This is a genomic window from Paraburkholderia sp. RL18-101-BIB-B (assembly GCF_046026985.1).
In the GTDB taxonomy this organism is placed as follows: Bacteria; Pseudomonadota; Gammaproteobacteria; order Burkholderiales; family Burkholderiaceae; genus Paraburkholderia.
In genome coordinates this window covers 143,570-169,653 of record NZ_JARESV010000003.1, presented here as the reverse complement: position 1 = coordinate 169,653, position 26,084 = coordinate 143,570, and the positions used below count along the sequence as shown (strand labels likewise).

The following is a 26,084-nucleotide window of genomic DNA, read 5'->3' as shown; positions in this document are numbered from 1 at the left end:
AGTTATGTGGTGGATCGTGATCGATTAGAAAATGGTTTACAGGTAGCCCGGAATCGGCGGCACGCCTACGAACACCGCGCCGGCGCCGTCGTAGTTGCCTTCGCCGAGAAACGCGTGCTGCGTCACGACCATCGAGTCGCGCAACAAGCGCTGCAACGGATGCGAGCGATAAATCGCCATCGTGCCGCCGAGCCGGTAAGCGCGCTGCACGACATCGGCGCCTTCGCGGGCGATCTGCGTCGCCGAGAGGCGCAGCAGGCTCACCTGATCGGCGGTGACGGGATTGCCGGCGAGGATCGATTGCCACACTTCATTGGTCGTGTCGTAGAAAAATGCACGCGCCGAGCGCAGTTGTGCCTCCGCTTTCGCGAGTTCGATGCGGTAGTAAGCGCGCTCGGCGAGTTGCGGCGCGCCGGTCGTGGTCTTGTGACCGCCGGCCATGTGGTTGGCGACGTCGAGCGCGGCGCGCGCGAGGCCGAGGTTGACCACGGCGAGCACTTGCGCGGCGTAGGCGATAGTCGGGTAGCGATACAGCGGTTCGTCCACGCAGGGTTCGCCGCCGCGTACGAAGGTCCAATCGGCGGCGACGAACTGGTCGGAGACGCGCAGATCGTGGCTGCCGGTGCCCTGCATGCCGACCACGTCCCAGTTTTCGACAATCTCCACCTGATGCGGACGGAACACGGCCGTACGCGGTTTGCCGCCGGTGCCAGGGGCGCCAGCGCCGATGCCCACGCCGAGCCAGTCCGCGCCTTTGCAGCCGCTCGCGAACTTCCACGTGCCGTTCACACGCCAGCCGCCTTCCGCGGGCTGCGCCGGTTGCACCGGAAAGAGACCGCCCGCGAACACCTGATCGGGGCCGTCGGCGTAGATTTCCGCCTGGGTGTGCAGCGGTAGCGCCGCCAGGTAGACATTGGCCGAGCCGAAGCTCGCAACCCACGCCGCTGAGCCATCCGCTACCGCGATGCGCTCGATCATGTCGAGAAACGCGGCGGGCGCGAGCGCGTCGCCGCCGAAACGTCGCGGCGTGGCAGCGCGATAGACGCCCGCGCGCTTGAGCTTGGCGATCACGTCGCGCGGCACATGCGAGAGACGGTCGAACTCGTCGCGGCGCGCGGCGATCTCGGCGATCACTTCGTCGAGCGTCAAACGGGCGGCATTCGATGTGCTCGATTGGTGGGCAGCAACGGCGGTGGCGGTGTCGGACATGATGGGGTTTCTCCTTGATTCGTTATTGGCTCGAACTCGCGGCACGTTGGTGCTCGACATGACGCGCCGTGCAGGTTCAGACCAGTCTAGAAATGCAAAAAGAACGCTTCAATTGGGACGCGGGCCACGGTTTTAGGTAACGCTCCGGGGTCATCTAAAGAAATCTTCAGACGCGCAACGCGCGCACTGGTGTTATGTTTCTGCCCATACGTGATCGAACCTGTGTGCCGTACTGCCCGATGAATTTCCCCGCCGAAGAAGACTTCCACCGCCTTCTCGATGCGCTCACGCTGTGCGTGCTGCTGCACGACGCCGAGACCAAGGCGATCGTGTGGGCCAATCGCGCGGCCTGCGAGGCGCTCGGCTTTACGCTCGCCGAATTGTTGCCGCTCAAGGCGAAGGACATGACACGTCCGGTACCGAAGTACCGTCGCGAGATCGGCGTCGGCGCGATGGATCGTTCGATCACCAAAGGCCCGCAGGTGTACGAGTGGTGTTACCGCTCGCGCACCGGCGCCGACATGTTGTCCGAAGCGATCGCCACTTACGTGCCGCTTCGCGAGCGTGCGGTGGTGATGGTGCAGTTCCGCGATATCAGCGCCGAAGACACACTCAAGCAAACGCTGCGCCGCTACGAATCGCGGCTGCGCGAATTCATGCAGGATCTCGGCGAAGGCGTCGCGGTGCTGACGCCCACGGGCGAAGTGGAGTTCGTCAGCGAATCCGGCCGGCGCGTGCTCGGTCTGGAAGAGGGCGCGCCGATGGGGGACGTGCTCGACTATTGCAGTGAGCCAGACCGCAAGCGTCTGCTGGACCAGCTTGCCGACGCACCGCGGATTCAACCGTCGGCGCCGCAGCGTTACCGCATCACGCGCCGCGACGGTACGGCGGGCTGGCTGCGCATTACGTGCCGGCGTATCGAGATCGAAAACGACCTGAATGGGCGGCTGCTGCACTTTCGCGACGTGACGGACGAAGTCGCCGTCGAAGAAGCGCGGCGCAACGAAGCGCGTTTGCTCGAATATGCAGGACGCTACAACGCGATGGGGGAGATGGCGACGGCGATCGCCCATGAGCTGAGCCAGCCGCTTGCCGCCGTGCGCAACTTCATTGAAGGCGCGATCCGGCGGCTCGCGCAACCCGCTTCGATCGACGACGCCGTGTGGGGCCTGCGCAGCGCCGATCGTCAGGCGGAACATGCGGCGTTGATTATCAAGAGCGTGCGCGATTACATCGTCAAGCGCGAGCAGAGCGAGACGCATGCGGACCTGCGCGAGGTGCTCGCGGATGTTGCGTACTTCATCGAACTGCGTGCTCGCGAGGCGAGTGTGACGCTCAAGATCGAGCAGGCGCCGGAGCCGCTGCCTGTGTATGTTGAGCGCGTGTTGATCGGGCAGGTGGTGTTGAATCTGGCCTTCAACGCGATCGAAGCGCTTGGAGATGGGGCCAACGAAGGCGCGGCAGCGCAGCGTCGAGAGCTTCGCCTCGTCACGCACCTGCGCGGCAAGTACGCGATCGCCCAGGTGATCGATAACGGCCCAGGCGTTCCCGCCGATGCACACGGCCGGCTCTTCGACGGCTTCTCTTCGTCGAAAGCGGGTGGCAACGGCATCGGGCTCTCGCTGTGCAAGAACATCGTCACGCGGCACGGCGGCGAGATCTGGGCGAAACCGGCGCAGCAAGGCGGGCTCGAATGCAGCTTCTCGCTTCCTCTCGTCGCCGCGCCGCCAGGCTGATCGCAGCTCAATCATGCGTGGTGCTGGTGTTGCGGGGAATCGTCACGAGCGTGAGCGCGGTGATCACGCCGAAGCCGATCAACATCAGCGCGACCGGCCACGGCGCGCGCACTTTCGCATACAGCGCGGTGGCGACGAGCGGCGCGAGTCCGCCGGAAAAGACCGAAGCGATTTCGTGACCGAGTGCCATGCCCGAATAACGCACTTCCGTGGGAAACAGTTCGCCCATCAATGCGGGTTGCGTGCCGATCATCGCCGCGTGGCAGAACGGCAGTCCGAGCACGAGCGACAGGAACACGAGCATCGGCTGATGCGTGTCGATCAGCCAGAACGCGGGAAACGCGATCACCACCAGGCCGAGCGCGCCGATCATATACACCGGCCGCCGCCCGATCACATCCGACAGACGCCCCCACAACACGATCGTCACGAGTTCGAGCAGCATGGCGACCATCACGCCGCCGAGCATCACCGAAACCGGCACGCCGATCGTCTTGCCGTACACCAGCACGAACGAAAGAAAGATATACGTCCCGCCGTTTTCGGCGACGCGCAGCCCCATCGCCTGCAAGACCTGCTTCGGATGATTGCGCAGCACCGTCAGCACCGGCATATGCTTCGGTTTGGCGGCCGTGAAGTCACGGCTTTCCGGCAAGCGCCGGCGAATGTACACGCCCACGCCGAAGATCAGCACGCTGGCAAGAAACGGCACGCGCCAGCCCCACGACATGAAGCTTTCGACCGGCAAGCGCTGCACCAGATAGAACGCGGCCGCCGACAACACGAAGCCACCCGCCACGCCCAACTGGCTGAACGCCGCATAGTAGCCGCGACGATTGGCCGGCGCGCTCTCGCTGATCAGCAGCACGCCGCCGCCCCATTCGCCGCCGGATGCGATGCCTTGCACGACCCGCAGACACACGAGCGCGGCAGGCGCGAGAAAGCCAACTTGCGAGAAGGTGGGCAACAGGCCGATGCCGAAGGTCGCCACGCCCATCATCATCAGCGTGATGACGAGCGCGCGTTTGCGGCCGTGCCGGTCGCCGATATGGCCGAATACGATGCCGCCCAGCGGGCGCGCGAGGAAACCGATTGCAAAGCCCGCGAATGCGGCGAGCGTGCCGAGCAGCGGGTCGCCATGCAGCGGGAAGAACAACGGTCCGAAGATCAGTGCGGCGGCGGTGCCGTATAGAAAAAAGTCGTACCACTCTAGCGCGTTGCCGAGCACGGAGGCGACGATGATCCGCCGCAATGTTCGCGAGGTGGCCGGTGCCGCGGATGCAGGAGGCGCTCCGGCCGTGGGAGAAAACGTGTCGTTTTGCATCGTCGTGCTCGCTGTTCGCGGTGGTTAATGGGGAAGGCGCTAACGTCCGAGTGATTTCGCAGTCTGGCCACCAATGCCGAAATCGGTATTCGGAATGTCCTTGATCATCACGCGGGCGGCGGCAAGCGGCGTGTCGAGCACGTCCGCGCCGGTTTTGCTGAGCGCGGCGATCAAGGCTTCTTTTTGCGCGGGCGTGCGGCCGGTGATGAGGATCGCCACGATGGTGAGAAGCGGTGCCCGAGTGTTCGCATTGCTCACGCCACCCCAGCCGAAATCATGCGGCAGCAATTCACTCAGCAGAATCCGCACCGATTCGGCGGGTGCGCCGATTGCAGTGACGGTAGCCTGCGTGAGACCCGCGATCAACTCCGCCTTGCGCGCCACTTCGTGACCTTCCGGCAAAAAAACTTCTAATGTGGGCATCGCTGCGCTCGTAGTTTCAAAGGCCAGGAGATCAGAGCAGGAAACCGATCGCGCTCAACGCTTCGGTCGAATCGATCAGCCGGATCACCTTCTGCACGATGCGCGGCTCGCCGCTCGCGAAACTGATGCGATGCGTGAGGTCCGCGGCGAACAGCGTCGACTTGCCGCGTTTATAGGCAACGATGACTTGCGCCGAGTTCACCGTGACTTCATCGCTGGCGTCGCTCGTGAGTGTGAAGCGCGACACGGTGCGCACCGTGCGGGCGGCGTCGCTCGCCGAGGCCGAATAGCCGGACGTCATGCGTTGCACGCGTTTTTCGCGCATGTCCTGATCGTCGTATGCGTAGTTCAGCGTGGCGGCGAAGTCGGTGGTGTCGTGATCGATCGGCACCACGTAGAAGCCCGCCGGGTCCCACAGCGTGAGCCACTCGCGATAGTCCTTGCGATCCAGCAGTTCGGCTTCGCGCCAGATCAGTTCGATCGCACCGGCGAATGTCTTCTGCGAAAACAGCGTGTTCCTGTCGTCCATCATGCTTGCTCCATCATCGTGCGCCATTGCGCGTACGCTTCGCGCATGCCGGTTTCGTCGGTGGCGTGGGCGGTTTTTTCGCCGTTTGGCGCTGTGCTCTCGCGATTCAAGCCGCGGTTCACGAGAATCGGCAGATCGGGGCCCGCATGCGAGCCGCGCTGCACGCGCTCCCACGCTTCGGCGTCATCGGGACTGCCGAAACCGAACGGGCCTTGGAAGTGTTCGTGAATGCGCAGACGCACGCGGTTCGCTTCCTCGGGGCCGCCGTCCATGGCGAGCGCGACGTGACGGATCTCGGTCTCGTTCGCGGAAATGGGCCGCAGCACGCGGAAAAACGCCATCGACAGCGCGAGGTTCGGAAACAGGTTCAGATTGAAGCCGACGCCCATCAGCGAGCGCACGATGCGGCGCACTTCTTCCGGCGTGTGGTCCTTCGCGAGCGAGGCGGCGAGTTCTTCGAAGCGTTCGGGAATCGGCGCGCCGTCGTCCTTGTCGAGATCGACGATCTCCGGCACCAGCACAGCGAGGCTGTGGCCGTTGCCGAGCGAGCGGCAGAAGGCTTCGTCGCTCGTCATGAAGCTCGTGATCGCGGCGGCGGTTTCGTCGTCGATCGATTTCATCCAGGACTTGTGGACTACCGGGAAGTGATACAGGTCGGTGGTGTTCTCGAGCTGGATCTTCCAGTTGCCGTTGAAGCGGAAGCGATGCTCACCGTTAGCCTTGATCGGATAGCCCGCGCCTTGCTTCATGAACAGATCGATCCACGGCTTGGCACCGCCGAGGAAATCTTCGAGCGGCTCGATCTCCTGATTGAAGCTCGCGAAGATCAGGCCTTGATAGATGCCCACGCGCAGACTGGCGAGCGGCAGTTCGGTCTTGTCGACCACGCCTTCGTAACCGTCGCCGTATGGCAACGCGCGCAATGCGCCGTCGAGGCCATAGGTCCAGCTGTGATATGGACACGTGAAGCCCTTCGCGTTGCCCTTGTGCTGTTCGCAGACGGTCGCGCCGCGGTGACGGCAGCGGTTCTGCAGGACGTTGACGGCGCCGCTCTTGTCGCGCACCACGATCACCGGCTGACGGCCGATCGTGGTGGTGCGGAAGTCGCCCGGATTCGGCAGCTCGCTTTCGTGCGCGACCCAGATCCACGTCTTGTAGAAAATGCGCTCGAGTTCCGCTTCGAAGACGGCCGGGTCGTAGTACAGCGACGGGGCCACGCGATCGGACTGCGCGCGCTGATACAACGCGCTCGTGTCGACGGTCTGATATGAGGATTCGCTCATGGCTGTGTAGGTGGGTTGGTCGATGAAGCGCAGTCTCGCCGACTCGTTGATATGCGTCAAATTGATCTAAAATGAAATATAAAATCAACCGCATGGATATCTCGATGAACTCGCTGGACCACGTCGACCTGAATTTGCTGCGCGTTTTTCAGGCGATCGTCGAAGAACGCAGCCTCACCCGCGCGGGCGAGCGGCTGGCGCTGTCGCAGCCCGCCATCAGCTATTCGCTGGGGCGTTTGCGCACGCTGTTCGACGATCCGCTGTTCATCCGCACGCGGGCCGGCATGCAGCCCACGCCGATCGCGCTGGAACTGTCCACTATCGTGTCCCGCGCGCTGGATACGGTGCGCGAAGCGCTGCGTTACGCGGAGCATTTCGACCCGGCGGTGAGCACGCGCACGTTCCGGCTATCGCTCTCGGACGCGGGCGAACTGGCCTATCTGCCGCCGATCTGCGAGGCTTTGCACCGGCAGGCGCCGCGTGTGAGATTGCGCATCGAGCCGTTGCCGGTCGAGGAAATGGAAGACGCACTGCGCGCGAGCCGGCTCGATTTCGCCATCGGCAATCTGCCCACGCTGACCGCGCGTACACGGCATCAGGCGCTGTTTGAAGAGACGTACGTGTGTATGACGAGGAAGCGCCGCGGCCTGCCGCGCACGAAGGACCTGAGCCTGAAGGCGTTTCTGGATGCGTCGCACGTGCAGATCAGCTCGGTCGAGCACAGCCACCATGCGCTCGACGACGAATTCCGCGCGCAAGGCGTCGGGCGTCATATCGCGCTGGAACTACCGCATTTCGTGGCCTTGCCAAGTGTGCTGGCCGTCACCGATCTGTTCGCCACGCTGCCGCGGCGTCTCGCGCATATTTTCAATCGCGACGGCGGCTTTCAGATCTATGAGTTGCCCGTGACCTTGCCGATCGCGGCGGTTACGATGCACTGGCACGAGCATTTCGATCAGGACGAGGGCAACGTGTGGCTGCGCAATCTGATGGGGGATATCGTGCGGCGCTTCGATGAGAAGTGACTGCCGGGCCGCGTCAGGCCCGTTTGAACAGGTCCCGTGCGATCGAACACAGCAGTGTGGTGGTCGGCGATTCATCCTGCTGACGCCGGCTCATGATGATTGGCGAAGCGATATTGGCCGCCGGAATGGGCCGGTAGACCACGCCGTGCGCGCGCAGACCTTCCACGCTTTCCGGCACGAGGCACACGCCCACTTGCGCCGCCACCAGACCCAAAGCGGTCTGCAATTCCCGCACTTCGTGGATCGCTTTCGGCTCCAGCGCATGGTCGTGCATGGCCGATAGCTGCTGGTCGGCATAGCTCGGGCGCGGCGTGCTCGGGTAGACGATCAGGGTTTCCTGCGCGAGGGCTGCGAGCGTCAGCGGCTTCTTCTGCCGGGCGAGCGGATGGTCTTGCGGCAGCGCGGCAATCATTCTTTCCTCTAGAAGGACTTCGCGCGCGAGTTGTGCATCGTCAAAACGCAGGCGGCCGAAGCCCACGTCGATACGGCCGCCCTTGAGCGCCGCGAGTTGTTCGATCGTGAACATCTCGATCAGCGACAGTTCGATATGCGGCGCCGCCTCGCGAAACGCGCGGATCACGGCGGGCAGCGCGCCGTACAGCGTCGACGGCACGAAGCCGATCACGACGCGCTCGGCCAGTTGTGCCAGGCGCCGCGTGAGCGGGGCGAGTTCATCCGCCTCGTCGACGAGGCGCTTGGCCTGTGTATAGAAAATCCGGCCGGCTTCGGTCAGACGCAGCGGCCGCGAACCGCGCTCGAACAGCGCCAGCCCGACGCTTTCCTCGATCTGCTGAATCTGGCGGCTAAGCGGCGGCTGCGTCATATGCAGGCGATGGGCGGCCCGCGTGATGTTCATTTCTTCCGCGACCGCGATGAAGTAGCGGAGTTGGCGTAGTTCCATGCATACCCCTACGGTATGGAAGTAGTCGGAATCGGTGTTGGACTGCTTCGCGGGTTGTTTCTACTATTGGGGCTCCCGGTCAAGCAGTTCAGGAGGGCAACGAATGATAGCAACACCCGTGAAGATCGAGAGCGTGGAGACGATTCTCGTCGACGTACCGACGATCCGTCCGCATCGCCTCTCGGTCGCAACGATGAACTGCCAGACACTGGTGCTGGTGCGCATCCGTTGCGCGGACGGCTTGGTCGGCGTGGGCGAGGGCACCACGATCGGCGGCCTCGCTTACGGCGAGGAAAGCCCGGAAAGTATCAAGGCCAACATCGATACCTATTTCGCACCGTTGCTCAAAGGGTTGGACGCGACGCGTCCGGGCGCCGCGATGGCGAAACTGCGCGAGCTGTTTCAGGGCAACCGTTTTGCGAAATCCGCGCTGGAAACGGCTTTGTTCGATGCGCAGGCACAACGCCTCGGCGTGCCGCTGTCGGAGTTGTTCGGCGGGCGCGTGCGCGATTCCGTGGAGGTGGCGTGGACGCTCGCGAGCGGCGACACGCAGCGCGATATCGACGAAGCCGAGCAGGTGTATGAAACGAAGCGCCATCGCGTGTTCAAGCTGAAGATCGGCACGCGTGCGGTTGCCGAGGACGTGGCGCATGTCGTCGCGATCAGAAAAGCATTGGAAGGACGCGGCGAAGTGCGCGTTGATGTGAACCAGGCGTGGAGCGAATCGGAGGCGATCTGGGCGGCGCGGCGTTTTGCCGATGCGGGCGTGACGCTGATCGAGCAGCCCATCGCGGCGGAGAATCGCGCGGGCCTCAAGCGTCTGACCGACCTCGCGCAGGTGCCGATCATGGCCGACGAAGCACTGCACGGCCCGGCCGATGCGTTCGCCGTTGCCAGCGCGCGCGCCGCCGATGTATTCGCCGTGAAGATCGCGCAATCGGGCGGCCTCGTGGGCGCAGCGCACGTGGCGGCCATCGCGTCGGCCGCGAACATCGATCTGTACGGCGGCACGATGCTCGAAGGCGCGGTCGGCACGATCGCCTCGGCGCAACTCTTCAGCACCTTCGGCGAGTTGAAGTGGGGCACGGAGCTGTTCGGCCCCTTGCTGCTGACCGAAGAGATCCTCACCGAACCGCTGAGCTACGAGAATTTCGCGCTGCATCTGCCTCAAGGTCCGGGTCTTGGCATCACGCTCGACTGGGACAAGATCGAGCGCCTGCGGCGCGATACGCGCAAAGGCGCCGGCGTCACTACCAACTGAAGCACTGAAGGCTCATCCGTTAGCCATCCAGAACATCAATCGAAGGAGATACCCCATGAACAAGCAAGCTATCGACGCGCTGCTCAATAAAATCAACGACAGCGCCACCAGCGAAGGCAATCCGCGCACCAAGCAGATCGTCAACCGGATCGTGCAGGACCTGTTCTATACGATCGAAGACCTCGACGTGCAGCCCGCCGAATTCTGGACCGCGCTGAACTATCTCGGCGACGCCGGCAAGAGCGGCGAACTCGGTCTGCTGGCCGCGGGTCTGGGTTTCGAGCATTTTCTCGATCTGCGTCTGGATGAAGCGGAGGCGAAGGCCGGTATCGAAGGCGGCACGCCGCGCACGATCGAAGGCCCGTTGTATGTGGCCGGCGCCCCGGTCTCGGATGGGCATGCGCGCCTCGACGACGGCACCGATCCGGGCCAGACGCTGATCATGCGCGGCCGCGTGCTGGGCGAAGACGGCAAGCCGCTCGCTCACGCGCTCGTCGAAGTGTGGCACGCGAACCATCTCGGCAACTACTCGTACTTCGATAAATCGCAGCCGGCCTTCAATCTGCGCCGCTCGATCCGTACCGACGCCGAAGGCAAATACAGCTTCCGCAGCGTCGTGCCGGTCGGCTATAGCGTGCCGCCGCAAGGCCAGACGCAACTGTTGCTCGATCAACTCGGCCGTCATGGGCATCGTCCGGCGCATATTCACTTCTTCGTTTCCGCGCCGGGTTTTCGCAAGCTGACCACGCAGATCAACATCGACGGCGATCCGTATCTGTGGGACGACTTTGCGTTCGCCACGCGCGACGGCCTCGTGCCGGCGGTCAAGCAGGCTGAAGGCGCCGAAGGCAAACCGTATGGCGTGGACGGCAATTTCGCGCTGATCGATTTCGACTTCACGCTGTTCAAGGACCGCGACAATCTGCCGGACGCCGAAGTGGAGCGTCTGCGCGCTGAAGCCTGATGCCGCTTTCGCAGGGCTGAAACCGGGCACCTGAGAGAAAACGCCCGGACATATCGCACGAATCTGTCAGCCCTGGTTGCGCGGCGCGATTGGCCGGGCCGCCAGGGCTTTTTTGTTACCGATCAGAGAGGAGAGCAAGCATGCTGTTTCACGTTGAGATGACCGTCCACCTGCCGGCCGATATGGATGCCGAACGCGCCGCGCGCCTGAAGGCCGATGAGAAGGCGATGTCGCAAAGGCTGCAACAGGAGGGGGTGTGGCGGCATCTGTGGCGCATTGCCGGCCGCTACGCGAATATCAGCGTATTCGACGTGGAGAGCCCCGCGCATCTGCACGACGTGCTGAGCCAGTTGCCACTGTTTCCGTATATGGATGTCGAAGTGCGCGCGCTGTGCCGGCATGCGTCGTCGATTCGCGACGACGACCGGTAAGACGAGGCGGTTGTGAAAGGTGCTGCGAATGCAGCACCTTGTTGATGCTTTAGAGATCCAGCACCAGAACCGGCGACGCGGCGCGTGAAATGCAGCAGCAGATCACCTTGCCGCTCGCGCGTTCCGCTTTGCTCAGGCAATGATCGCGATGCTCAGGCGTGCCGCTCACCACGTCTACCATGCACGTGCCGCATACACCTTCGCCGCACGACGTATCCACTTCGATGCCGATCGACGCCAGCGCCGCGACGATGGTCGTGTCCTTGTCCACGCGCACGGTCGCGCCGCTGCTCGCGATCTGCACGTCGAAGGTATCGAGCGTGACCGATTCGGAGTTCGTGGTTGAAGCCGGCTCAGCAGCGGCAAAGCGTTCGAGATGAATCGCTTCTGACGCGACATGCGTTTCGCCAATCGCCACCACACGTTCCATGAAAGGCGCCGGCCCGCAGGTATAAAGGTGTGTGCCTTCGCGCGCATTCACAAAACAATTGCCGAGCACCGCATCGAGTTGCTCGCGCGCGACGCCGAAGTGGAGCTTCACATAATCGCTGAACGGCGCGCGTGAGAGCAGCGGCAAGAACGCCGCGTGCTCCGCGCTACGCGCGAAATAGTGCAACACGAAGCGCCGCTGCTGCTTGAGCAGACGATACGCCATGCTCAGGAGCGGCGTGACGCCAATGCCGGCGGCGATCAGAATATGTTCTTCGGCGCCCGGCGCGAGTTGGAACAGATTGCGCGGCGCGCCGATGGTCAATTTGCTGCCGACCGTGACATCCTCATGCAGTGAACGCGAGCCGCCGCGTGACGTGTCTTCGCGCTTCACGGCGAACAAGTGCGCGTCCCGCTGATCCGGGTCGCCGCACAACGAATACTGTCGCGTGACGCCGGACGGTCCGGTGACGTCGATGTGCGCGCCGGGTTCGTAGTGATCGAACGGTTGCCCGTCCAGGCGCGAGACGCTGAACGAGCGCACGCCATGCGCTTCGTCGCGAACGCTATCGACGCGCACGTTGAAGGTGGTTCTTTCCATGATCTTGCCGGCAAAAGAGAGGCGGACGGCGCATGCAGCGAGCCGCATGCGGTTGTGCGTCAAGGATAGGAAACCGCGCTAAATCAGGCAAATCGATTAAAAATGGTTAGTCAGATAAATTAGACTGATAATGCTGCGGCGCAGACGCACCAGACCGTAGCTTCAAATCCCGGCCAGATGCCGCACCAACGCCTTTTCCGGTCGCGGCATTGCGTTCAGGTCGCGCATGCAGATCAGCAACTGGCGCGCGGCCCAGATATCGGTCAGCTCGATCGTGCGGATGCCGGGCGTGCCGCGATAGCGCTTCGCCGCCGTGGCCGGCACGATTCCCACGCCGGCACCTTGTTCGACCATGCAGCAGATGGCGTCGAACGTCCGCACGTGGGTGCGGAAGCTGAGCGGCTGGCCGGCCAGCAGCGCGCGCTCGCCGAGGTAGGCCTGCAACGCGCTGTCCGCGCTCAGTCCGATGAACTCCCTGTCCGCCACTTCCGCGAGCGTTGTGCGGCGGCGGGTGGCGAGCGCGTCGTCGCGGCTCGTGATCAACACGAGTTTGTCGATGGCGAAGGGGAAGGTCTGCAACGCGCCATGTTCGACCGCATCGGAAATGATGCCGATTTCAGCCGCGCCGCTCAGCACCGCTTTGACCGTCTCGCTGCTTTGACGCTCCTTCAGGTCGATCTGCACATTGGGGTGATCGCGCAGAAAGAGGCCGATCGTGGCGGGAAGGAACTCGGTGATGGCCGCCGTGTTGGTCCACAGGCGTATGCAGGCTTTGCGGCCTTCCTGATGCTCGCCCAGTTCGCCTTGCATTCTTTCGATCTGCCCGAGTACGAGCCGCGCGTGATGCGCGAGCGTGTCGCCGGTCGGCGTGGATTCGACGCCGCGTCGGCCGCGTTCGAGCAGCGGCATGCCGAGCGCGTCTTCCATGCCGCGCAGCCGCGCGCTCGCCGACGGCAGCGACATGTTCGCGCGCGCGGCGCCGTGAGTGATGCTGCCGGTTTCGAGGATATGCAGAAACAGGCGTAGATCGATGAGATCGAAGCGCATGGAGGAACGGGTTGTTGTTCGGTTGTGGGCGAGGCTCAGCCTGTGGTCACAGCCTTAGCCCCAGCCTAAGTCACAGTAAGTATCTTACGCATTGTGGCCGTCCTCGCGGCGATTGAAAATTGCCGACATCACTTCAATAACAACATTCCGATGATCTCTTCGTTTGCAATGCGTGCGGGCGTGGTCGCCGCGACTTTCGTGGTCGCCGGCTTCGTCAAGGGGGTGACCGGCATGGGACTGCCGACCGTCGCCATGGGTGTGCTCGGCACGCTGATGCTGCCGGCGCAGGCTGCCGCGATGCTGCTGTTGCCGTCGTTCGTAACGAACGTCTGGCAACTGTTCGCGGGTCCGAGCGTGCGGGCGCTCCTCAAACGCTTGTGGCCGATGATGCTGGGCATCGTCGCCGGAACGGTCGCGGCCGCGTCGTTCATTGCGGGCGGGGGCGGCGAGTGGGCCGTGGTCGGACTCGGCGCCGCGTTGACGCTCTACGCCGTGGCCGGTTTGCTGGCGTGGCGCTTTTCAGTGCCGGCGCGGCACGAGCGCTGGTTGTCGCCGGCGATCGGCGCGGTGACGGGCGTCGTCACCGGCGGCACTGGCGTGTTTGTCGTGCCGGCAGTACCGTATCTGCAGGGGCTGGCATTGAAGAAAGAGGATCTGGTGCAGGCGCTCGGCTTGTCGTTCACGGTGTCGACCATCGCGCTGGCGATCGGACTTACCAGAGAGCACGCATTTGCCGCCGGCGATCTGCGCGAATCGCTCTTAGCCGTGGTCCCGGCGCTGCTCGGCATGTGGATCGGACAGCGCGTGCGTGGACGCATTAGCGCGCAAACGTTCAGGCGCTGGTTCTTTATCTGCCTTCTCGGACTGGGCATTCAATTGATGGCGCGCGCATTCGTTTAATCAGGCAGTAGTGAAAGCGAACGTGGAAGGAGCAAATCGTGTGGCCCATTATTCTGGATACGCTCGGCGCGCTGGCGGTGCTGGCCAGCGTGGCCGCGCAGATCATGTTGCTGCGTAAGTGCTGAATTCACTGCGTCGTAAGCGGTGGCAGTGCCATTCATGGAGCCGTTCTCACCAGAACGGCTCCACGCCCGCCTCAGAACGGTTTGGTCGGCAGATACTTGCCGTCCAGCGTGATGACGGCACGGTGACCGCCTTCCGGATCGTCGACTTTCTTGATGTCGAGCTTGAAGTTGATGGCGCTGATGATGCCGTCGCCGAACTGCTCGTGAACCAGCGCCTTCAGCGTCGAACCGTAGATCTGCACCATCTCGTAGAAGCGGTAGATGGTCGGATCGGTCGGCACGCCGCCCGGAATGCTGCCGCGTAGCGGGATGGTTTGCAGCAGACGCACCGCGTCTTCGCCGAGTTCGAGTTTGTCGGCCACGACCTGGGCGGCGTTGGCCGGCAGCGGATGCTGGCCGAGCAACGCGGCGGTGACGAATGCAAGACTCAGACCCGTGCCTTCGTTGATCTGCTCGAACGTCAGATTCTTGCGAACCTTTGCGTCGATGATCGCGTCGGTCAGGGCTTCACGCGGGGCCTGGCTGTATTGGGATTGCGTCATGATGAATTTCCTCGAGGGTAAGTAAAGTCAGGCCGCGACGTCGAGTCGAGCCGGGGTGGCACATGCATGCGGATGTTCCGCGAGAGAAACGAAGCGGTTCGTCGAACCGTCGAGCGTATCGATCGAGCCGGTTTCGATGTCGTACACCCAGCCGTGCAGCGCCAGATGTCCCTGTTCGAGGGCGAGCCGCACGGAAGGATGGGTCTTGATGTTCGCGAGTTGCGCGATCACGTTTTCACGGACCATCGAGTCGACCCGGTCGCGTTCGCTTTTGTGCTCGCGCGCCTCGTTGACGATTTTCGCGGAATCCGCGTAATGCAGCCAGTTGCGCACGGCAGGCATATGGTCCATGCATTTGCAGGTCGCGATGGCCGTCATCGCGCCGCAGTCGGAATGACCGCAGATCACCACATCGGTGACGCCGAGCGCGGCGACCGCGTACTCGACCGTGGCGGTCACGCCGCCCGGCTCCGGGCCGTACGACGGCACGATATTGCCCGCGTTGCGGATCACGAACAGATCACCGGGCTCGCGCTGCGTAACGAGTTCCGGCACCAGCCGGCTGTCCGAGCACGAAATGAACAAGGTACTCGGGTGCTGGCTCGTGGCCAGCTTCCTGAACAACTCGGAGCGCTGCGGAAAGGCGTCGCGCTGAAACTTCAGGAAGCCGTCGATGATGTCTTGCATGGTTCGCTCCATCGGGGTGTGGGTTGAGAATCGATGGATGAAGAGTGCGCCGATCAAACTATAGCGTCCAAGACTGGTTTATTATTCTCTCGATAGGGAAGACCAATAGTTCGCGAGGACATCATGCTGCTCAGGCACATCCGATATTTTCTTGCAGTCGCCGAGCACCGCAATTTCACACGCGCTGCCGAGGCGCTGCACGTGTCGCAGCCGACGCTGTCGCAACAGATCCGGCAGCTGGAAGACACGTTGCGGGTGCAATTGCTCGACCGGTCCGGCCGCACGATCCAGCTGACCGATGCCGGCACGGCCTATGTGCACTACGCGCAGCGCGCGCTGCAGGACCTGGAGGCGGGCAAGCGGGCGATTCACGACGTACAGGAGTTGAGCCGCGGTTCGCTGCGTCTCGCGATGACGCCGACATTCACCGCCTACCTGATCGGCCCGCTTCTGGAGAAGTACAACCGCCGCTATCCGAACATCACGCTGAACATCCTCGAAATGCCGCAGGACAGGATGGAGGCGTTGCTGAACGAAGATGCGCTCGACATCGGCATCGCATTCGACGAAACGCACACACCCGACATCGAGACGCAGACGCTATTCGTCGAAGCACTGGCGATGGTGGTCGGCAACGCGCACCCGTATGCGAAGCGTCGTTCCGCGTTGAAGCTAAGTCAATTTGAAAACGAAGCACTCGTGCTGCTTAACGAAGAGTTCGCAACGCGTCAGTACATCGATCGATATTGCAGACAGCACGGCATTTCGCCACGCATCGCGATGGAGGTGAACTCGATTGGCGCGGTCGTTCAGATCGTGCGCCGCAGTGCACTCGCCACGCTGCTGCCGGCCGCGATCGCGCGCGAGCATAGCGATCTGTTTCTCGTGCAGTTGGAGCCGGCTCTGCCGCAGCGTACGGCTGCGCTGCTATTGCGCAAGGGCGCGTATCGGAACGCGGCAACGCGGGCCTTCATTGAGCTCGCGCTCGAAGAGCGTGTGGCTGAAACAGGTGGGCGGCGCGCAAAGGCTGTTTTGTGAAACGCTGACGGTTTGAACCGCCTACACTGACAAGGGGAGAGCACCGTTCGGTCTTATGCGCGCGCTTACTCGCGATCCCCCGTTCGCGCTGGCGGGTGACGCCGCCACTCGCATCGAGCCTTCGAGCTATCCGCGTCACCTGTCTTCCGATTGTTCGGCTCAACCGACGTATCTATTCGCCTTCAGCCGCTTTATCCCTACGGCCGACATGCCTACATTGTCACCAGTGTCAGCGCCAGTGCATTTCCACCGCAGCCCGCGAATCTTCGCGACAGCGTCGGCGCCAATCCCATTTAAAGGAATCGATCATGAGCAAACTCACAGGTAAAGTTGCTGTCGTAACCGGTGCATCGAAAGGTATCGGCGCGGCGATCGCCAAGGCATTGGCGGCGCAAGGCGCTTCAGTGGTGGTGAACTATTCGTCGAGCAAGGCGGGCGCGGACGGCGTGGTCGAAGCGATTACCGCCGCCGGTGGCAAGGCCGTGGCCGTTGCAGGCGACGTGTCGAAAGCGGCGGACGCGCAAGGCATCATCGACACGGCTGTGGAAACGTATGGCCGTCTCGACATTCTCGTCAACAACTCGGGCGTGTATGAATTCTCGCCGATCGAAGAGATTACCGAAGAGCATTTCCACAAGCACTTCAACGTGAACGTGCTGGGTCTGCTATTGACCACGCAGGCAGCGGTCAAGCATCTCGGCGAAGGCGGCAGCATCGTCAATATCAGTTCGGTGGTGAGCCGCATCACGCCGCCGGGCAGCGCGGTCTATACCGCTACCAAGGGTGCCGTCGACGGTATTACGGGGGTGCTTGCACGTGAGCTCGGCCCGCGCAAGATCCGCGTCAATTCGGTGAATCCGGGCATGGTTGCAACCGAAGGCACGCATAGCGGCGGCATCATCGGTTCCGACTTTGAAACGTGGGCCGTCAGCACGACGCCGCTCGGTCGTATCGGCCAGCCCGACGATATCGCCGATGTCGTCGCCTTCCTCGCCTCCGACGACGCGCGCTGGCTGACGGGTGAAAGCCTGATCGCGAGCGGTGGATCGCGTTAAGCGGTTTGGCGTGAAGAAAGAAAGCCGCCCGCAGGCGTCGCCTGCCGGGCGGCTTTTCGTTTTATCCAGCCGGCGTAGCAGGCGCAGGCTTGGTCAACTCCACCGCGAACAACGCGTCCAGCAGATTCGATCCCGGCCGCTCGGCGAGTCGGGTCAGCGATTCGATCATCCGAACCTGACAGTCCTGTAGCGGAATCATTCTGATCCGCCGCGATTCGTTGAATTCGGCGCGCGCGATCACGCCCACGCCCATGCCTTGCGCGACCGCTTCTTCGAGCGCCTCGCGGCCGTCCACGTACATCACCGGTTCCACCTGCAGCGATTCGCGCACCAGTTCGATCTCCAGCAACTGCTGCGTAACGGATTGCGACTCGCGGAAAATCATCGGCTGCTGCACCAGTTCGGTGTAGCTCAGCTTGCGCTTCTTCGCCACCGGATAGCTCGCCGGCACCATCGCGACCAGGGGATCGCGCCGCAACACTCGCGCCTCCAGGCGGCTGTGCACCTGCGGCGCGGCGGTAATGGCCGCGTCGACGGCGCTCGAGAGCACGCGCTGCATGCAGTCCGCGGCGTTGGCGATGGACAGCGTCACGACGATGCCCGGATGCAGCTTGCGAAATGCGCTGATCAACGCGACCGCCAGATCGGGCGCGTCCGCGGCCAGCGACAGCGAGCCGGATTCGAGGCCGCCCGCCGATTCGAGCAGTTGCCGCGCGTCGCGCTCGCAACTGAGCATCTGCCGTGTCACGCTGAAGAGGCGCAGACCGAGTTCGGTGGTCTCGACGCCGCGCGGCCCGCGTTCGAACAGTTTGACGCCGTAATCCTGCTCCAGCCGCCGCACATGATCCGATACGGCCGGCTGCGTGAGCGAGAGCGCCTGCGCCGCTTTGGAAAACCCGCCATGTTCCGCGACCGCATGAAACGCCCGCAATTGCGCGTATTGCACGTGTGCCTCGCCGAGCTATAAGTTATTGCGATACCTGCATCGATTATATCGATTTTACCGATGCCGCGCGTTTCTGTACTGTGTGAGTCACCGAAACAGCGATATCGGAGATTCCGACCATGGACAGCGTGATCGACCGCTCCCCCGCCGTGAACGCCGGAGGTTCTTCCACCGTGACGTGTGCGGCGCCGGCCAAAGGCGAGCCGTACCTGTTGACGCCCGGGCCGCTCACCACGGCGTTCTCGACCAAGGAAGCGATGCTGCGCGACTGGGGTTCGTGGGACGGCGATTTCCGTGCGATGACAGCGCTGCTGCGCAGCAACCTGCTGGAGATCGCCGGTGACACCGCCGGCGAATACGACTGCGTGCCGCTGCAAGGCAGCGGCAGCTATTGCGTCGAAGCGATGCTCGGCAGTCTGATTCCGCGCGACGGCCACGCGCTCGTGCTGGCCAACGGCGCGTACGGCAAGCGCATTGCGACCACGCTCGGCTATCTCGGCCGCGCCTGCACGGTGCTCGACAAGGGCGATTACCTGCCGCCGCGCGGCGCGGAAGTGGAGCGCATGCTGGACGCCGATCCAGGCATCACGCACGTGGTCGCCGTGCATTGCGAGACCAGTTCGGGGATTCTCAACCCGATCGAGGAAGTCGCCGCCGCTACCGCGAGGAAGGGCCGCAAGCTGCTGATCGATTCGATGAGCGCCTTCGGCGCGGTGCCGCTCGACGTGCGTGAGATTGCCTGCGAGGCCTTCGTGTCGTCGGCGAATAAGTGTATCGAGGGCGTGCCTGGTTTTGGTTTCGTGATCGCCCGCAAGAGCGCGTTGCTGGAGGCGAAGGGCCGCAGTCACTCGCTCTCGCTCGACGTCTACGACCAGTGGGACGTGATGAACCGCACCGGCCAGTGGCGTTTCACGCCGCCCACGCACACCGTGGCCGCGTTTATCGAGGCGCTGCGTCTGCACAAACTCGAAGGCGGCCAGCCCGGACGTCTCGCGCGCTACGCGAACAATCGCGACGTGCTGGTGGCCGGCATGCACGAACTCGGCTTCGAGCCGCTGCTGAACGCACGCTGGCGCTCGCCGATCATCGTGACGTTTTTCGCGCCGGCGCATCCGTCGTTCAAGTTCGAGCGCTTCTATGAATTGATGAAGGAGCAGGGCTTCGTCATCTATCCGGGCAAGTTGACGGTGGTGGACAGCTTCCGTATCGGCTGCATCGGCCAGGTGGATGAGCACGTGATGCGCCGCGTCGTCGAAGCGTGCGGCAACTCGCTGCGGACGATGGGCGTCGAGCACGCCGCCCCGCCGGCGGCTGCGATCGAAGAACGCAAGACATTGGCCGATGCGGCCTGAGGAACGAAGTCAATGAAACACGTAAAAGCAGTGATTTTCGATTGGGCCGGCACGGTGGTCGATTACGGTTCGCTGGCGCCGATGGGTGCCTTCGTCGAGACATTCGAGCAATTCGGCGTGTCGATCACGATCGATGAAGCACGCGGCCCGATGGGCATGGCCAAGCGCCCGCATATCGCGGCACTGATGGCGTTGCCGCGCGTCGCGCAAGCCTGGGCTGACAAATTCGGGCACGCGCCGGGCGAAGCGGATATCGACGCCGTGTACGACGTATTCGTGCCGAAGAACATCGCGGTGGCGGCGAGCTACAGCTCGGTGATTCCGGGCGTGGCCGAGGTGGCAAGCGCGCTGCGCGGCGACGACATCAGGATTGGCACGACCACCGGCTACACGCGCGAAATCATGGCCGAGATCTTGCCGGGCGCGGCGGCGCAGGGTTTCTCGCCGGACAGCATCGTGTGCACCGGCGATACGCCGGAAGGGCGGCCGTCGCCGTACATGATCTACAAGACGTTGCCGGAATTGGGCGTCTGGCGCGCGAAGGATGCGATCAAGGTCGACGACACCGAGGTCGGCATCGAAGAGGGCATTAACGGCGGCACGTGGGCGGTCGGAGTCGCGGTGAGCGGCAATGCTTTCGGCATGGCCGAGGACGACGTCAAGGCGTTGGCGCCGGATGAGTTCGCATGGCGTCGCAAGGCGGCGATCGAGAAGCTGCAGGCGGCGGGCGCGCATTATGTGATCGACAGCGTCGCGGATCTGATGCCGGTGGTGTACGACATCGAGGCGCGCCTCGCGCGCGGCGAGCGGCCTTGATCAGGAGAGAGGCCGCAGACGCCTCTCTCTAACGAATTACTCGAAAAACCCCACCGCCAGATCGATAAACTCGCGGATCTTGCGCGGCACGAACTCCCGGCTCGGGTACACGAGCGAGACCGCCACGTCGCCGTTGAGCACGGCGTGGTCGTCGAGAATCCGCACCAGCGTGCCCGCGCGCAATTCATCGTTGACCATCTCCAGCGGCAGCAGCGCGATGCCCATCGCGCCGAGCGCCGCCTGTTTCTGCATGATCATGCTGTTGACCGTGAACGACGCATCGAGCGCGATGCTCTCTTCGCCACCGTCACCCTTGCTGAACACCCAGGTCTGCGGGCTCGTATCGAGCGGCGCGGTGATCACCCGATGCCGCGCGAGGTCGGCGGGCGTTTTAGGATAACCCGCCTGGGCGAGGTAAGCAGCCGACGCCACCGGCACCGCGTGCGAATTGATCAGGCGGCGCACCACCAGCGACTCCGAGCGAATCATGTGCTCGGTCACGATGCCGACGTCGAAACCCCCTTCGAGCAGGTCGACACGTTTTTCCGTGAGCGTGACCCGCAGATTCACATGCGGAAACTTGGCCTGATACTCCGCGAACAGCGGCGTGAGGCGAACTAGCGAAAAGCTGCCCAGCGCCACGATGCGCAGATCGCCTGCGACTTCTTTCGAGGCGGTGGTCGCGCGCGATTCGACTTCTTCGAGTTCCGCCATCAGGAGGCGGCAGCCGTCGGCATACTCCGCGCCGGCTTCGGTCAGCACCACCTTGCGCGTGGTGCGCTGGAACAGGCGAATGCCGAGATGCTTTTCAAGGCTCGACACGTGGCGCGTCACCACCGAGGTCGAGACGCTGAGTTGCTCCGCGGCCTGCGCGAAGCTGCCCGCGTCGGCGACCTTGACGAACGCCTGCATGGCCTGAAAGAGATTGATCATGTGAATGCGAAATACGTTGTAGCGGGTGACGTGGCGCGTGCGCGCAGACGCGCCGCCGTCGTGTTCAATTCAAGGATTCGGGCGCCGCGCCGTGGCGTGCGACGATCTGGCCGTTGGCCACCACGAGCTTGCGCGGCGGCCGCGCGACGAGCGCATGTGCGAGCGTGTCGGCATCGACCAGCACGAGGTCGGCGCGCGCGCCGGCGTGCAGGCCGTAGTCCGTGAACCCGCAGGCGCGCGCGGCCGTGCTGCTCACGCAGTCGAAGGCGAGCGCGAGATCGTCGTCGCGGCGCAGGCCGTAGCGCATCGCGATCAGCATCGCGCGCTCCAGCATGTCCGGCGAGCCGTAAGGCGTCCACGTATCGCGAATGCCGTCGTTGCCGCCGAATAGCGTGACGCCTTTTTCAAGGCAGGTTTTGAGCGGCGGCACCGGCGTCGAAGAGGGCGCGGTGGTCAGCAGCGCAACGCGCAGATCGGCGAGGCGCTCGAGCAACGCATCGCGTTCGCGCTCGGGCAGCGCGCCGAGACAGAACGCGTGACTGACCACCACCTGGCCTTGCATGCCGAGCGCGGCGACGCGGTCGAGCAGAAGGCCGAGCGTGAATGCGCCGATTTCGCCGGGCTCGTGCAGGTGAATGTCGATCGGCTTGTGGTGACGGTCCGCGAGCCCGAACGTCACATCCAGCGAAGCCACCGGATCGCCGTCGATCAACGCCGGATCGAGCGCGCCGAGCACATCGGCGCCCGCGCTCAACGCGCCGTCGAGCAATGCATCCGTACCTGCGCGGCCGAGCAGCCCCGATTGCGGAAACGCGACGATCTGCATGTCGAGCACGTCGCGCAGCGCGTCGCGCGTGGCAAGCACACCTTCCAGATGACGCAGGCCGGCGTCGGTGTCGATATCGACGTGCGTGCGCAGGCGCGTCGTGCCCGCCTGCAGAAACGCACGCGCGAGCGCGAGCGACTGCGCGCCCGCGTCATGGCCGCTCCCGGCGCGCCAGCGTCGTTCGTTTTCGATGCGGTCGGTCAGCTTCGGCCCGACCTCGTTGCGATACCAGCGCATGCCCCAGTTGGTTTTGTCCAGATGCGTATGGCCTTCGACGAAACCCGGCAGCAGCAACGCGCCCGCGCCGTCCTCGAGCGTCACGCCGGGCTCGCGCGGCAGACCCGCGCCAATTGCGGCGATGCGGCCGTCGGCGATCGAAACGTCGACTTGGGAGCCGTCGCGAAGGCGGACGTCGGTGATGAGCAAGGCGCTCGTCGGGCGGTGTTGGGCGGTTGTCGTCATGAGAACAGGTCGGCCGCGTCGCGTGCTTGAACAAAGCGCGGCGAAGGCGTATGCAATTGTCTGTTGAAAAGGACGTGCCGCCTGTTTTTTGAGCAAACGCGGGCGGCGCGTGACCGGCGGGTGAATTGTACTTCCTGGCGCCACACGCCGATCCGCACGGCCGGCTCTGGCTTGCGCGCGGACAAGCTCCACGGCCGCTCAAGTTTCGCGTGCTGGTGCCGTTGACACGAGCTAATTACATTCTGGAACCCAGCCGTGCAACTCGCCTTCAGTAACGACCGTCTGTCCAGCCGCATGCAGTTCGATTCGTCCGCCGCCGGCGAACCCGAGGTGGAATCGTCGGTCATCGAATGGCTGTTGCACGACGATCAGGTGATGCGCGAATGCTTCACCCACGCAGCCGAAATTCTCAAGAGCGTGACCGGCGCGGCGATCACCGCGATCACGCTGCTCGACGAGGAGTACCAGCATTACCGCGCCGAGGTCGGCATGGCGATGCCGCTCGTCACGCGTGCCCGCTCGCTCGCCGACTATGCCGTGCGCGACGAGGAGCTGTTCGTCATCGAAGATGCGCACGACGACGCGCGTTTCGGCGAATGCATGCTGGTGCAGCGGCATCCCTTCGTGCGCTTTTATGCGGCGATTGCGTTGCGCGCGCCCAATGGCGAGATCGTCGGCGCGTTGTGCGCGATGGACCCGTCGCCCGGCCGCCTCGACGCGGGGCAGCGCGGCGTGTTCTACCACCTGCGCGCGATGATCGAGAACGATCTAAAAATGCGCACGGCCACCGCGATCGATCCGCTGACACAGCTGTACAACCGCCGCTTCCTGCTGGAGAGCATCACGCGCCGCTGGAAAGAGGCGCAGGACGGCGACGTGATGGGCTCGGTCGTGGTCGACGTGGACTGGTTCAAGCAGTACAACGACACCTATGGCCACCAGGCGGGCGATCAATGCCTGCGCAAAGTAGCCTCGGTGATGCAGGCGGCGGCCGATGGCGAACGCATCATCGTCGGGCGCATGGGCGGCGAGGAGTTCGGCCTGCTGGTGTTGCAAGCGGAGCACGCAGCGCTCGAAGACACGCTCGACACGCTGCGCCAGGGCGTGGTGGATCTAGCGATCGAGCATCGCGCGTCGCCGCTCGGCAGGGTGACGGTAAGCGTGGGCGCGTCGTTGACGCGCATTAGCGAAACGTCACGGCCGGCGCATCGCGAGGGTTTCGCGAGCGCGGACCGGGCGCTGTATCGATCGAAACATGGCGGTCGAAACCAGGTGACGATGGCGTAGACCGCCTCTGCGTTCAGGGAGTCTCGTGCAGCGCGCCGAGCTGGCTCACCCAGTCGGCGAACACGCGAAGTTTGGTGCTGTAACGGCGGCTCGGCGGATAGGCGAGATAAACCTGCAGCGGCTCGGGCCGCCAGTCCGTCAGGATCGGCACGAGATCGCCGCGCTCCACGGCCGGCCGCACCATGAAATCCAACGTATGAACAATGCCGAGTCCCGCGAGCGCGGTGGCCAGATGCGCATTGCTCTCGCTCACCATGACTGTATTGCGGACGTTGTCGAGCACGAGAGGCTCGCCGTCCTTGAGGAAATGCAAGGGCTGCACGAATCCGCTGCTCGCCGAAAAATAACCGACCACCGCATGCCGGTCGTCGACGATCTGACGCGGGTGCAAGGGCGCGCCATGTTCGGCCAGATACGCCGGGCTCGCGCAAGTCGTCCAGCGTAGCGCGCCGATGGCGTGTGTCACCAACGCGGGGTCATCCGCCGTGCTGCGAATCGCGCAGTCGATGTTCTCCGCGATCAGGTCGGCGGTACGGTCCGTCACGCTCAAGCGCACCTGAAGGTCCGGGTAGCGCGCGCAAAATTCGGGGAGCGCGGGAATCAGAATGCCGCTCGCGGTCGAGCCGCCGGTATCGACCCGCAGCACGCCGCGCGGACTTGCGCGGTCGCGACCCAAGGTCGCCTCGATATCGTCGAGTTCGCTCAGCAGGTGCCGCGTGCGTTCGTAATACGCCGTGCCGTCCGTCGTGACATTGACGCTGCGCGTGCTGCGTTCAAGCAGTTTCACGCCCAGGTGATCTTCGAGCGACTTGACCCACTTGCTGACCGTCGCGTTGGGCATCTGCAGCGACTGCGCCGCACGGCCGAAGCCACCGGTTTCCACCACCCGCGCAAAGATGCGGATAGCCTGCAAGTGATCCACGTGGGCTCCCTTCGAGTCGATTATCCACAGTTGTGAATAAAGAAACCACAGAATACATATTTATCTCCCTGTGTGCATGAAATAAGCTGGGCGTCATGGTCAACCGACCTCACACACAGGAGCAGTTCATGAATCAATCCACACTCGAAAACGTCAATCCCCGCAAACACGCCGGCAAGATCGTGCTGGTGACCGGCGGCAGCAGCGGCATCGGCCTCGCCGCCGCTACGCGTTTCGCTCAGGAAGGCGCGACCGTCTACATCACCGGCCGGCGTCAGGCGGAACTCGACGATGCGGTGGAGCGGATCGGCCACGGCGCGGTCGCGATTCGCGCGGACATCTCGTCAGCCGCCGACCTCGACCGGATGTTCAGCACGGTGCGGGCAGCCCACGACCGGCTCGACATTCTGTTCGCGAATGCGGGCGGCGGCGAGTTTTCACCGCTCGGCGCGATTACCGAGGCGCAGTTCGACAAGTACTTCGGCATCAACGTCAAAGGCACGCTGTTCACGGTGCAGAATGCCTTGCCGTTGATGCGGCCAGGCAGCGCGATCGTCATCACGGGTTCGATCGCCGGAAGCAAGGGTATGCCGGCCTTCAGCGTGTATGCCGCGACCAAGGCCGCGCTGCGTTCATTCGCCCGCACATGGGCGACCGATCTGAAGGGCCGCGGGATTCGCGTCAATGTGGTGGCGCCGGGCGTAGTGGTCACGCCGGCCTACAAATCCGAACTCGGTATGAGCGACGAGCAGATCGACGCCTTCAGCCGGCAGGCCAGCGAGACCACGCCGCTTGGGCGCGTCGGCGAACCGGACGAGATCGCCAAGGCCGTCTCGTTCCTCGCTTCCGACGACGCGAGCTTCATCACGGGGATCGAAATGGCTGTGGACGGCGGCATGGCGCAGGTGTAGTACTACCAGGCAATCGTCGAGTTGTCAGACGAAAAGGCCGGTTTTCCGGCCTTTTTTGCGTGTGAAGAGGCAACGCGCCACGTGCATTCAGAAAAACATACCGATACGCATTAAGCGAA

General features: G+C 63.7%; 26 protein-coding genes. 12 read left to right on the top strand and 14 right to left on the bottom strand.

Annotated elements, in window-relative coordinates; genetic code table 11:
* Nucleotides 1–36: 36 nt before the first annotated feature.
* Nucleotides 37–1,209, bottom strand: a complete 1,173-nt coding sequence (locus P0D73_RS06590; RefSeq protein WP_408176583.1) for an acyl-CoA dehydrogenase family protein — start codon at nucleotides 1,207–1,209, stop codon at nucleotides 37–39.
* 239 nt (nucleotides 1,210–1,448) lie between these two features.
* On the opposite strand from P0D73_RS06590, the gene P0D73_RS06585 reads away from it, so the two are divergent.
* Nucleotides 1,449–2,945 (top strand): PAS domain-containing sensor histidine kinase, encoded by a 1,497-nt coding sequence (locus P0D73_RS06585; RefSeq protein ID WP_408430439.1) that lies wholly within the window; start codon nucleotides 1,449–1,451, stop codon nucleotides 2,943–2,945.
* 7 nt (nucleotides 2,946–2,952) lie between these two features.
* On the opposite strand, the gene P0D73_RS06580 is transcribed toward P0D73_RS06585, so the two are convergent.
* Genes P0D73_RS06580 through P0D73_RS06565 form a run of 4 tightly spaced genes read right to left on the bottom strand, consistent with a single transcriptional unit; the run spans nucleotide 2,953 to nucleotide 6,504 of the window.
* Nucleotides 2,953–4,269, bottom strand: coding sequence for an MFS transporter (locus tag P0D73_RS06580; protein WP_408176586.1), 1,317 nt, complete (start codon nucleotides 4,267–4,269; stop codon nucleotides 2,953–2,955).
* Between the two features lie 39 nt (nucleotides 4,270–4,308).
* Nucleotides 4,309–4,692, bottom strand: a complete 384-nt coding sequence (locus P0D73_RS06575) for a tautomerase family protein (RefSeq protein ID WP_408176587.1) — start codon at nucleotides 4,690–4,692, stop codon at nucleotides 4,309–4,311.
* 31 nt (nucleotides 4,693–4,723) lie between these two features.
* Nucleotides 4,724–5,224, bottom strand: coding sequence for an aromatic-ring-hydroxylating dioxygenase subunit beta (locus tag P0D73_RS06570; protein ID WP_132374354.1), 501 nt, complete (start codon nucleotides 5,222–5,224; stop codon nucleotides 4,724–4,726).
* Nucleotides 5,221–6,504, bottom strand: a complete 1,284-nt coding sequence (locus P0D73_RS06565; protein ID WP_408430435.1) for an aromatic ring-hydroxylating oxygenase subunit alpha — start codon at nucleotides 6,502–6,504, stop codon at nucleotides 5,221–5,223. Before P0D73_RS06565 ends, P0D73_RS06570 begins: the two co-directional genes overlap by 4 nt.
* Nucleotides 6,505–6,608: 104 nt before the next feature.
* On the opposite strand from P0D73_RS06565, the gene P0D73_RS06560 reads away from it, so the two are divergent.
* A complete protein-coding gene (locus tag P0D73_RS06560; RefSeq protein WP_132374356.1) occupies nucleotides 6,609–7,529 on the top strand; it encodes a LysR family transcriptional regulator in 921 nt (306 codons plus the stop codon).
* Between the two features lie 13 nt (nucleotides 7,530–7,542).
* Here the strand turns inward: P0D73_RS06560 and P0D73_RS06555 are convergent, their stop codons facing one another.
* Nucleotides 7,543–8,430 (bottom strand): LysR family transcriptional regulator, encoded by an 888-nt coding sequence (locus tag P0D73_RS06555; protein ID WP_132374357.1) that lies wholly within the window; start codon nucleotides 8,428–8,430, stop codon nucleotides 7,543–7,545.
* 103 nt (nucleotides 8,431–8,533) lie between these two features.
* On the opposite strand from P0D73_RS06555, the gene P0D73_RS06550 reads away from it, so the two are divergent.
* From P0D73_RS06550 to catC, 3 genes are all read left to right on the top strand, one after another.
* Nucleotides 8,534–9,691, top strand: a complete 1,158-nt coding sequence (locus P0D73_RS06550) for a muconate/chloromuconate family cycloisomerase (protein WP_408176591.1) — start codon at nucleotides 8,534–8,536, stop codon at nucleotides 9,689–9,691.
* Nucleotides 9,692–9,746: 55 nt separating this feature from the next.
* A complete protein-coding gene (catA, locus tag P0D73_RS06545; RefSeq protein WP_408176592.1) occupies nucleotides 9,747–10,655 on the top strand; it encodes a catechol 1,2-dioxygenase in 909 nt (302 codons plus the stop codon).
* A 140-nt stretch (nucleotides 10,656–10,795) separates the two neighbouring features.
* The gene (catC, locus tag P0D73_RS06540) at nucleotides 10,796–11,086 is read left to right on the top strand and encodes a muconolactone Delta-isomerase (RefSeq protein ID WP_012433151.1); all 291 of its coding nucleotides are present in this window, start codon (nucleotides 10,796–10,798) and stop codon (nucleotides 11,084–11,086) included.
* Nucleotides 11,087–11,135: 49 nt separating this feature from the next.
* On the opposite strand, the gene P0D73_RS06535 is transcribed toward catC, so the two are convergent.
* Together P0D73_RS06535 and P0D73_RS06530 are read right to left on the bottom strand one after the other, a co-directional pair.
* Complete coding sequence (locus tag P0D73_RS06535) at nucleotides 11,136–12,116, bottom strand: PDR/VanB family oxidoreductase (protein ID WP_408176594.1); 981 nt, start codon at nucleotides 12,114–12,116, stop codon at nucleotides 11,136–11,138.
* 162 nt (nucleotides 12,117–12,278) lie between these two features.
* Nucleotides 12,279–13,163 (bottom strand): LysR family transcriptional regulator, encoded by an 885-nt coding sequence (locus P0D73_RS06530; RefSeq protein WP_408176595.1) that lies wholly within the window; start codon nucleotides 13,161–13,163, stop codon nucleotides 12,279–12,281.
* Between the two features lie 150 nt (nucleotides 13,164–13,313).
* Between P0D73_RS06530 and P0D73_RS06525 the strand changes: the two genes are divergently transcribed.
* The gene (locus P0D73_RS06525; protein WP_408176596.1) at nucleotides 13,314–14,063 is read left to right on the top strand and encodes a sulfite exporter TauE/SafE family protein; all 750 of its coding nucleotides are present in this window, start codon (nucleotides 13,314–13,316) and stop codon (nucleotides 14,061–14,063) included.
* A 196-nt stretch (nucleotides 14,064–14,259) separates the two neighbouring features.
* Here P0D73_RS06525 and cynS read toward each other — a convergent pair whose 3' ends face one another.
* Entirely contained in the window at nucleotides 14,260–14,730 is a 471-nt protein-coding gene (gene cynS / locus P0D73_RS06520) for a cyanase (RefSeq protein WP_408311117.1), read from the bottom strand.
* Nucleotides 14,731–14,757: 27 nt separating this feature from the next.
* Nucleotides 14,758–15,417: a carbonic anhydrase gene (locus P0D73_RS06515; protein ID WP_132374364.1), complete on the bottom strand. Its 660-nt coding sequence runs from the start codon at nucleotides 15,415–15,417 to the stop codon at nucleotides 14,758–14,760.
* 123 nt (nucleotides 15,418–15,540) lie between these two features.
* On the opposite strand from P0D73_RS06515, the gene cynR reads away from it, so the two are divergent.
* Together cynR and P0D73_RS06505 are read left to right on the top strand one after the other, a co-directional pair.
* Complete coding sequence (gene cynR / locus P0D73_RS06510; RefSeq protein ID WP_408430431.1) at nucleotides 15,541–16,455, top strand: transcriptional regulator CynR; 915 nt, start codon at nucleotides 15,541–15,543, stop codon at nucleotides 16,453–16,455.
* A gap of 308 nt (nucleotides 16,456–16,763) precedes the next feature.
* Nucleotides 16,764–17,510, top strand: coding sequence for a glucose 1-dehydrogenase (locus tag P0D73_RS06505; protein ID WP_132374366.1), 747 nt, complete (start codon nucleotides 16,764–16,766; stop codon nucleotides 17,508–17,510).
* Nucleotides 17,511–17,571: 61 nt separating this feature from the next.
* Here P0D73_RS06505 and P0D73_RS06500 read toward each other — a convergent pair whose 3' ends face one another.
* The gene (locus P0D73_RS06500) at nucleotides 17,572–18,456 is read right to left on the bottom strand and encodes a LysR substrate-binding domain-containing protein (protein ID WP_408176600.1); all 885 of its coding nucleotides are present in this window, start codon (nucleotides 18,454–18,456) and stop codon (nucleotides 17,572–17,574) included.
* A 119-nt stretch (nucleotides 18,457–18,575) separates the two neighbouring features.
* Here P0D73_RS06500 and P0D73_RS06495 point away from each other — a divergent pair, with 119 nt between their 5' ends.
* Nucleotides 18,576–19,808, top strand: a complete 1,233-nt coding sequence (locus tag P0D73_RS06495) for a 2-aminoethylphosphonate--pyruvate transaminase (protein WP_408430428.1) — start codon at nucleotides 18,576–18,578, stop codon at nucleotides 19,806–19,808.
* Between the two features lie 12 nt (nucleotides 19,809–19,820).
* A complete protein-coding gene (gene phnX, locus P0D73_RS06490) occupies nucleotides 19,821–20,624 on the top strand; it encodes a phosphonoacetaldehyde hydrolase (protein ID WP_408176603.1) in 804 nt (267 codons plus the stop codon).
* 36 nt (nucleotides 20,625–20,660) lie between these two features.
* On the opposite strand, the gene P0D73_RS06485 is transcribed toward phnX, so the two are convergent.
* Both P0D73_RS06485 and P0D73_RS06480 read right to left on the bottom strand, forming a co-directional pair.
* On the bottom strand, nucleotides 20,661–21,557 hold the full coding sequence (locus P0D73_RS06485; protein ID WP_408430425.1) for a LysR family transcriptional regulator: 897 nt from the start codon (nucleotides 21,555–21,557) through the stop codon (nucleotides 20,661–20,663).
* A gap of 64 nt (nucleotides 21,558–21,621) precedes the next feature.
* Nucleotides 21,622–22,845: an amidohydrolase family protein gene (locus P0D73_RS06480; protein WP_408430423.1), complete on the bottom strand. Its 1,224-nt coding sequence runs from the start codon at nucleotides 22,843–22,845 to the stop codon at nucleotides 21,622–21,624.
* Between the two features lie 255 nt (nucleotides 22,846–23,100).
* On the opposite strand from P0D73_RS06480, the gene P0D73_RS06475 reads away from it, so the two are divergent.
* Nucleotides 23,101–24,132, top strand: coding sequence for a sensor domain-containing diguanylate cyclase (locus P0D73_RS06475; protein ID WP_408311136.1), 1,032 nt, complete (start codon nucleotides 23,101–23,103; stop codon nucleotides 24,130–24,132).
* A gap of 13 nt (nucleotides 24,133–24,145) precedes the next feature.
* Here P0D73_RS06475 and P0D73_RS06470 read toward each other — a convergent pair whose 3' ends face one another.
* Entirely contained in the window at nucleotides 24,146–25,054 is a 909-nt protein-coding gene (locus P0D73_RS06470) for a LysR family transcriptional regulator (RefSeq protein WP_408176608.1), read from the bottom strand.
* Nucleotides 25,055–25,182: 128 nt separating this feature from the next.
* On the opposite strand from P0D73_RS06470, the gene P0D73_RS06465 reads away from it, so the two are divergent.
* Nucleotides 25,183–25,965 (top strand): glucose 1-dehydrogenase, encoded by a 783-nt coding sequence (locus tag P0D73_RS06465; RefSeq protein WP_408430420.1) that lies wholly within the window; start codon nucleotides 25,183–25,185, stop codon nucleotides 25,963–25,965.
* The last annotated feature ends 119 nt before the right edge of the window (nucleotides 25,966–26,084 follow it).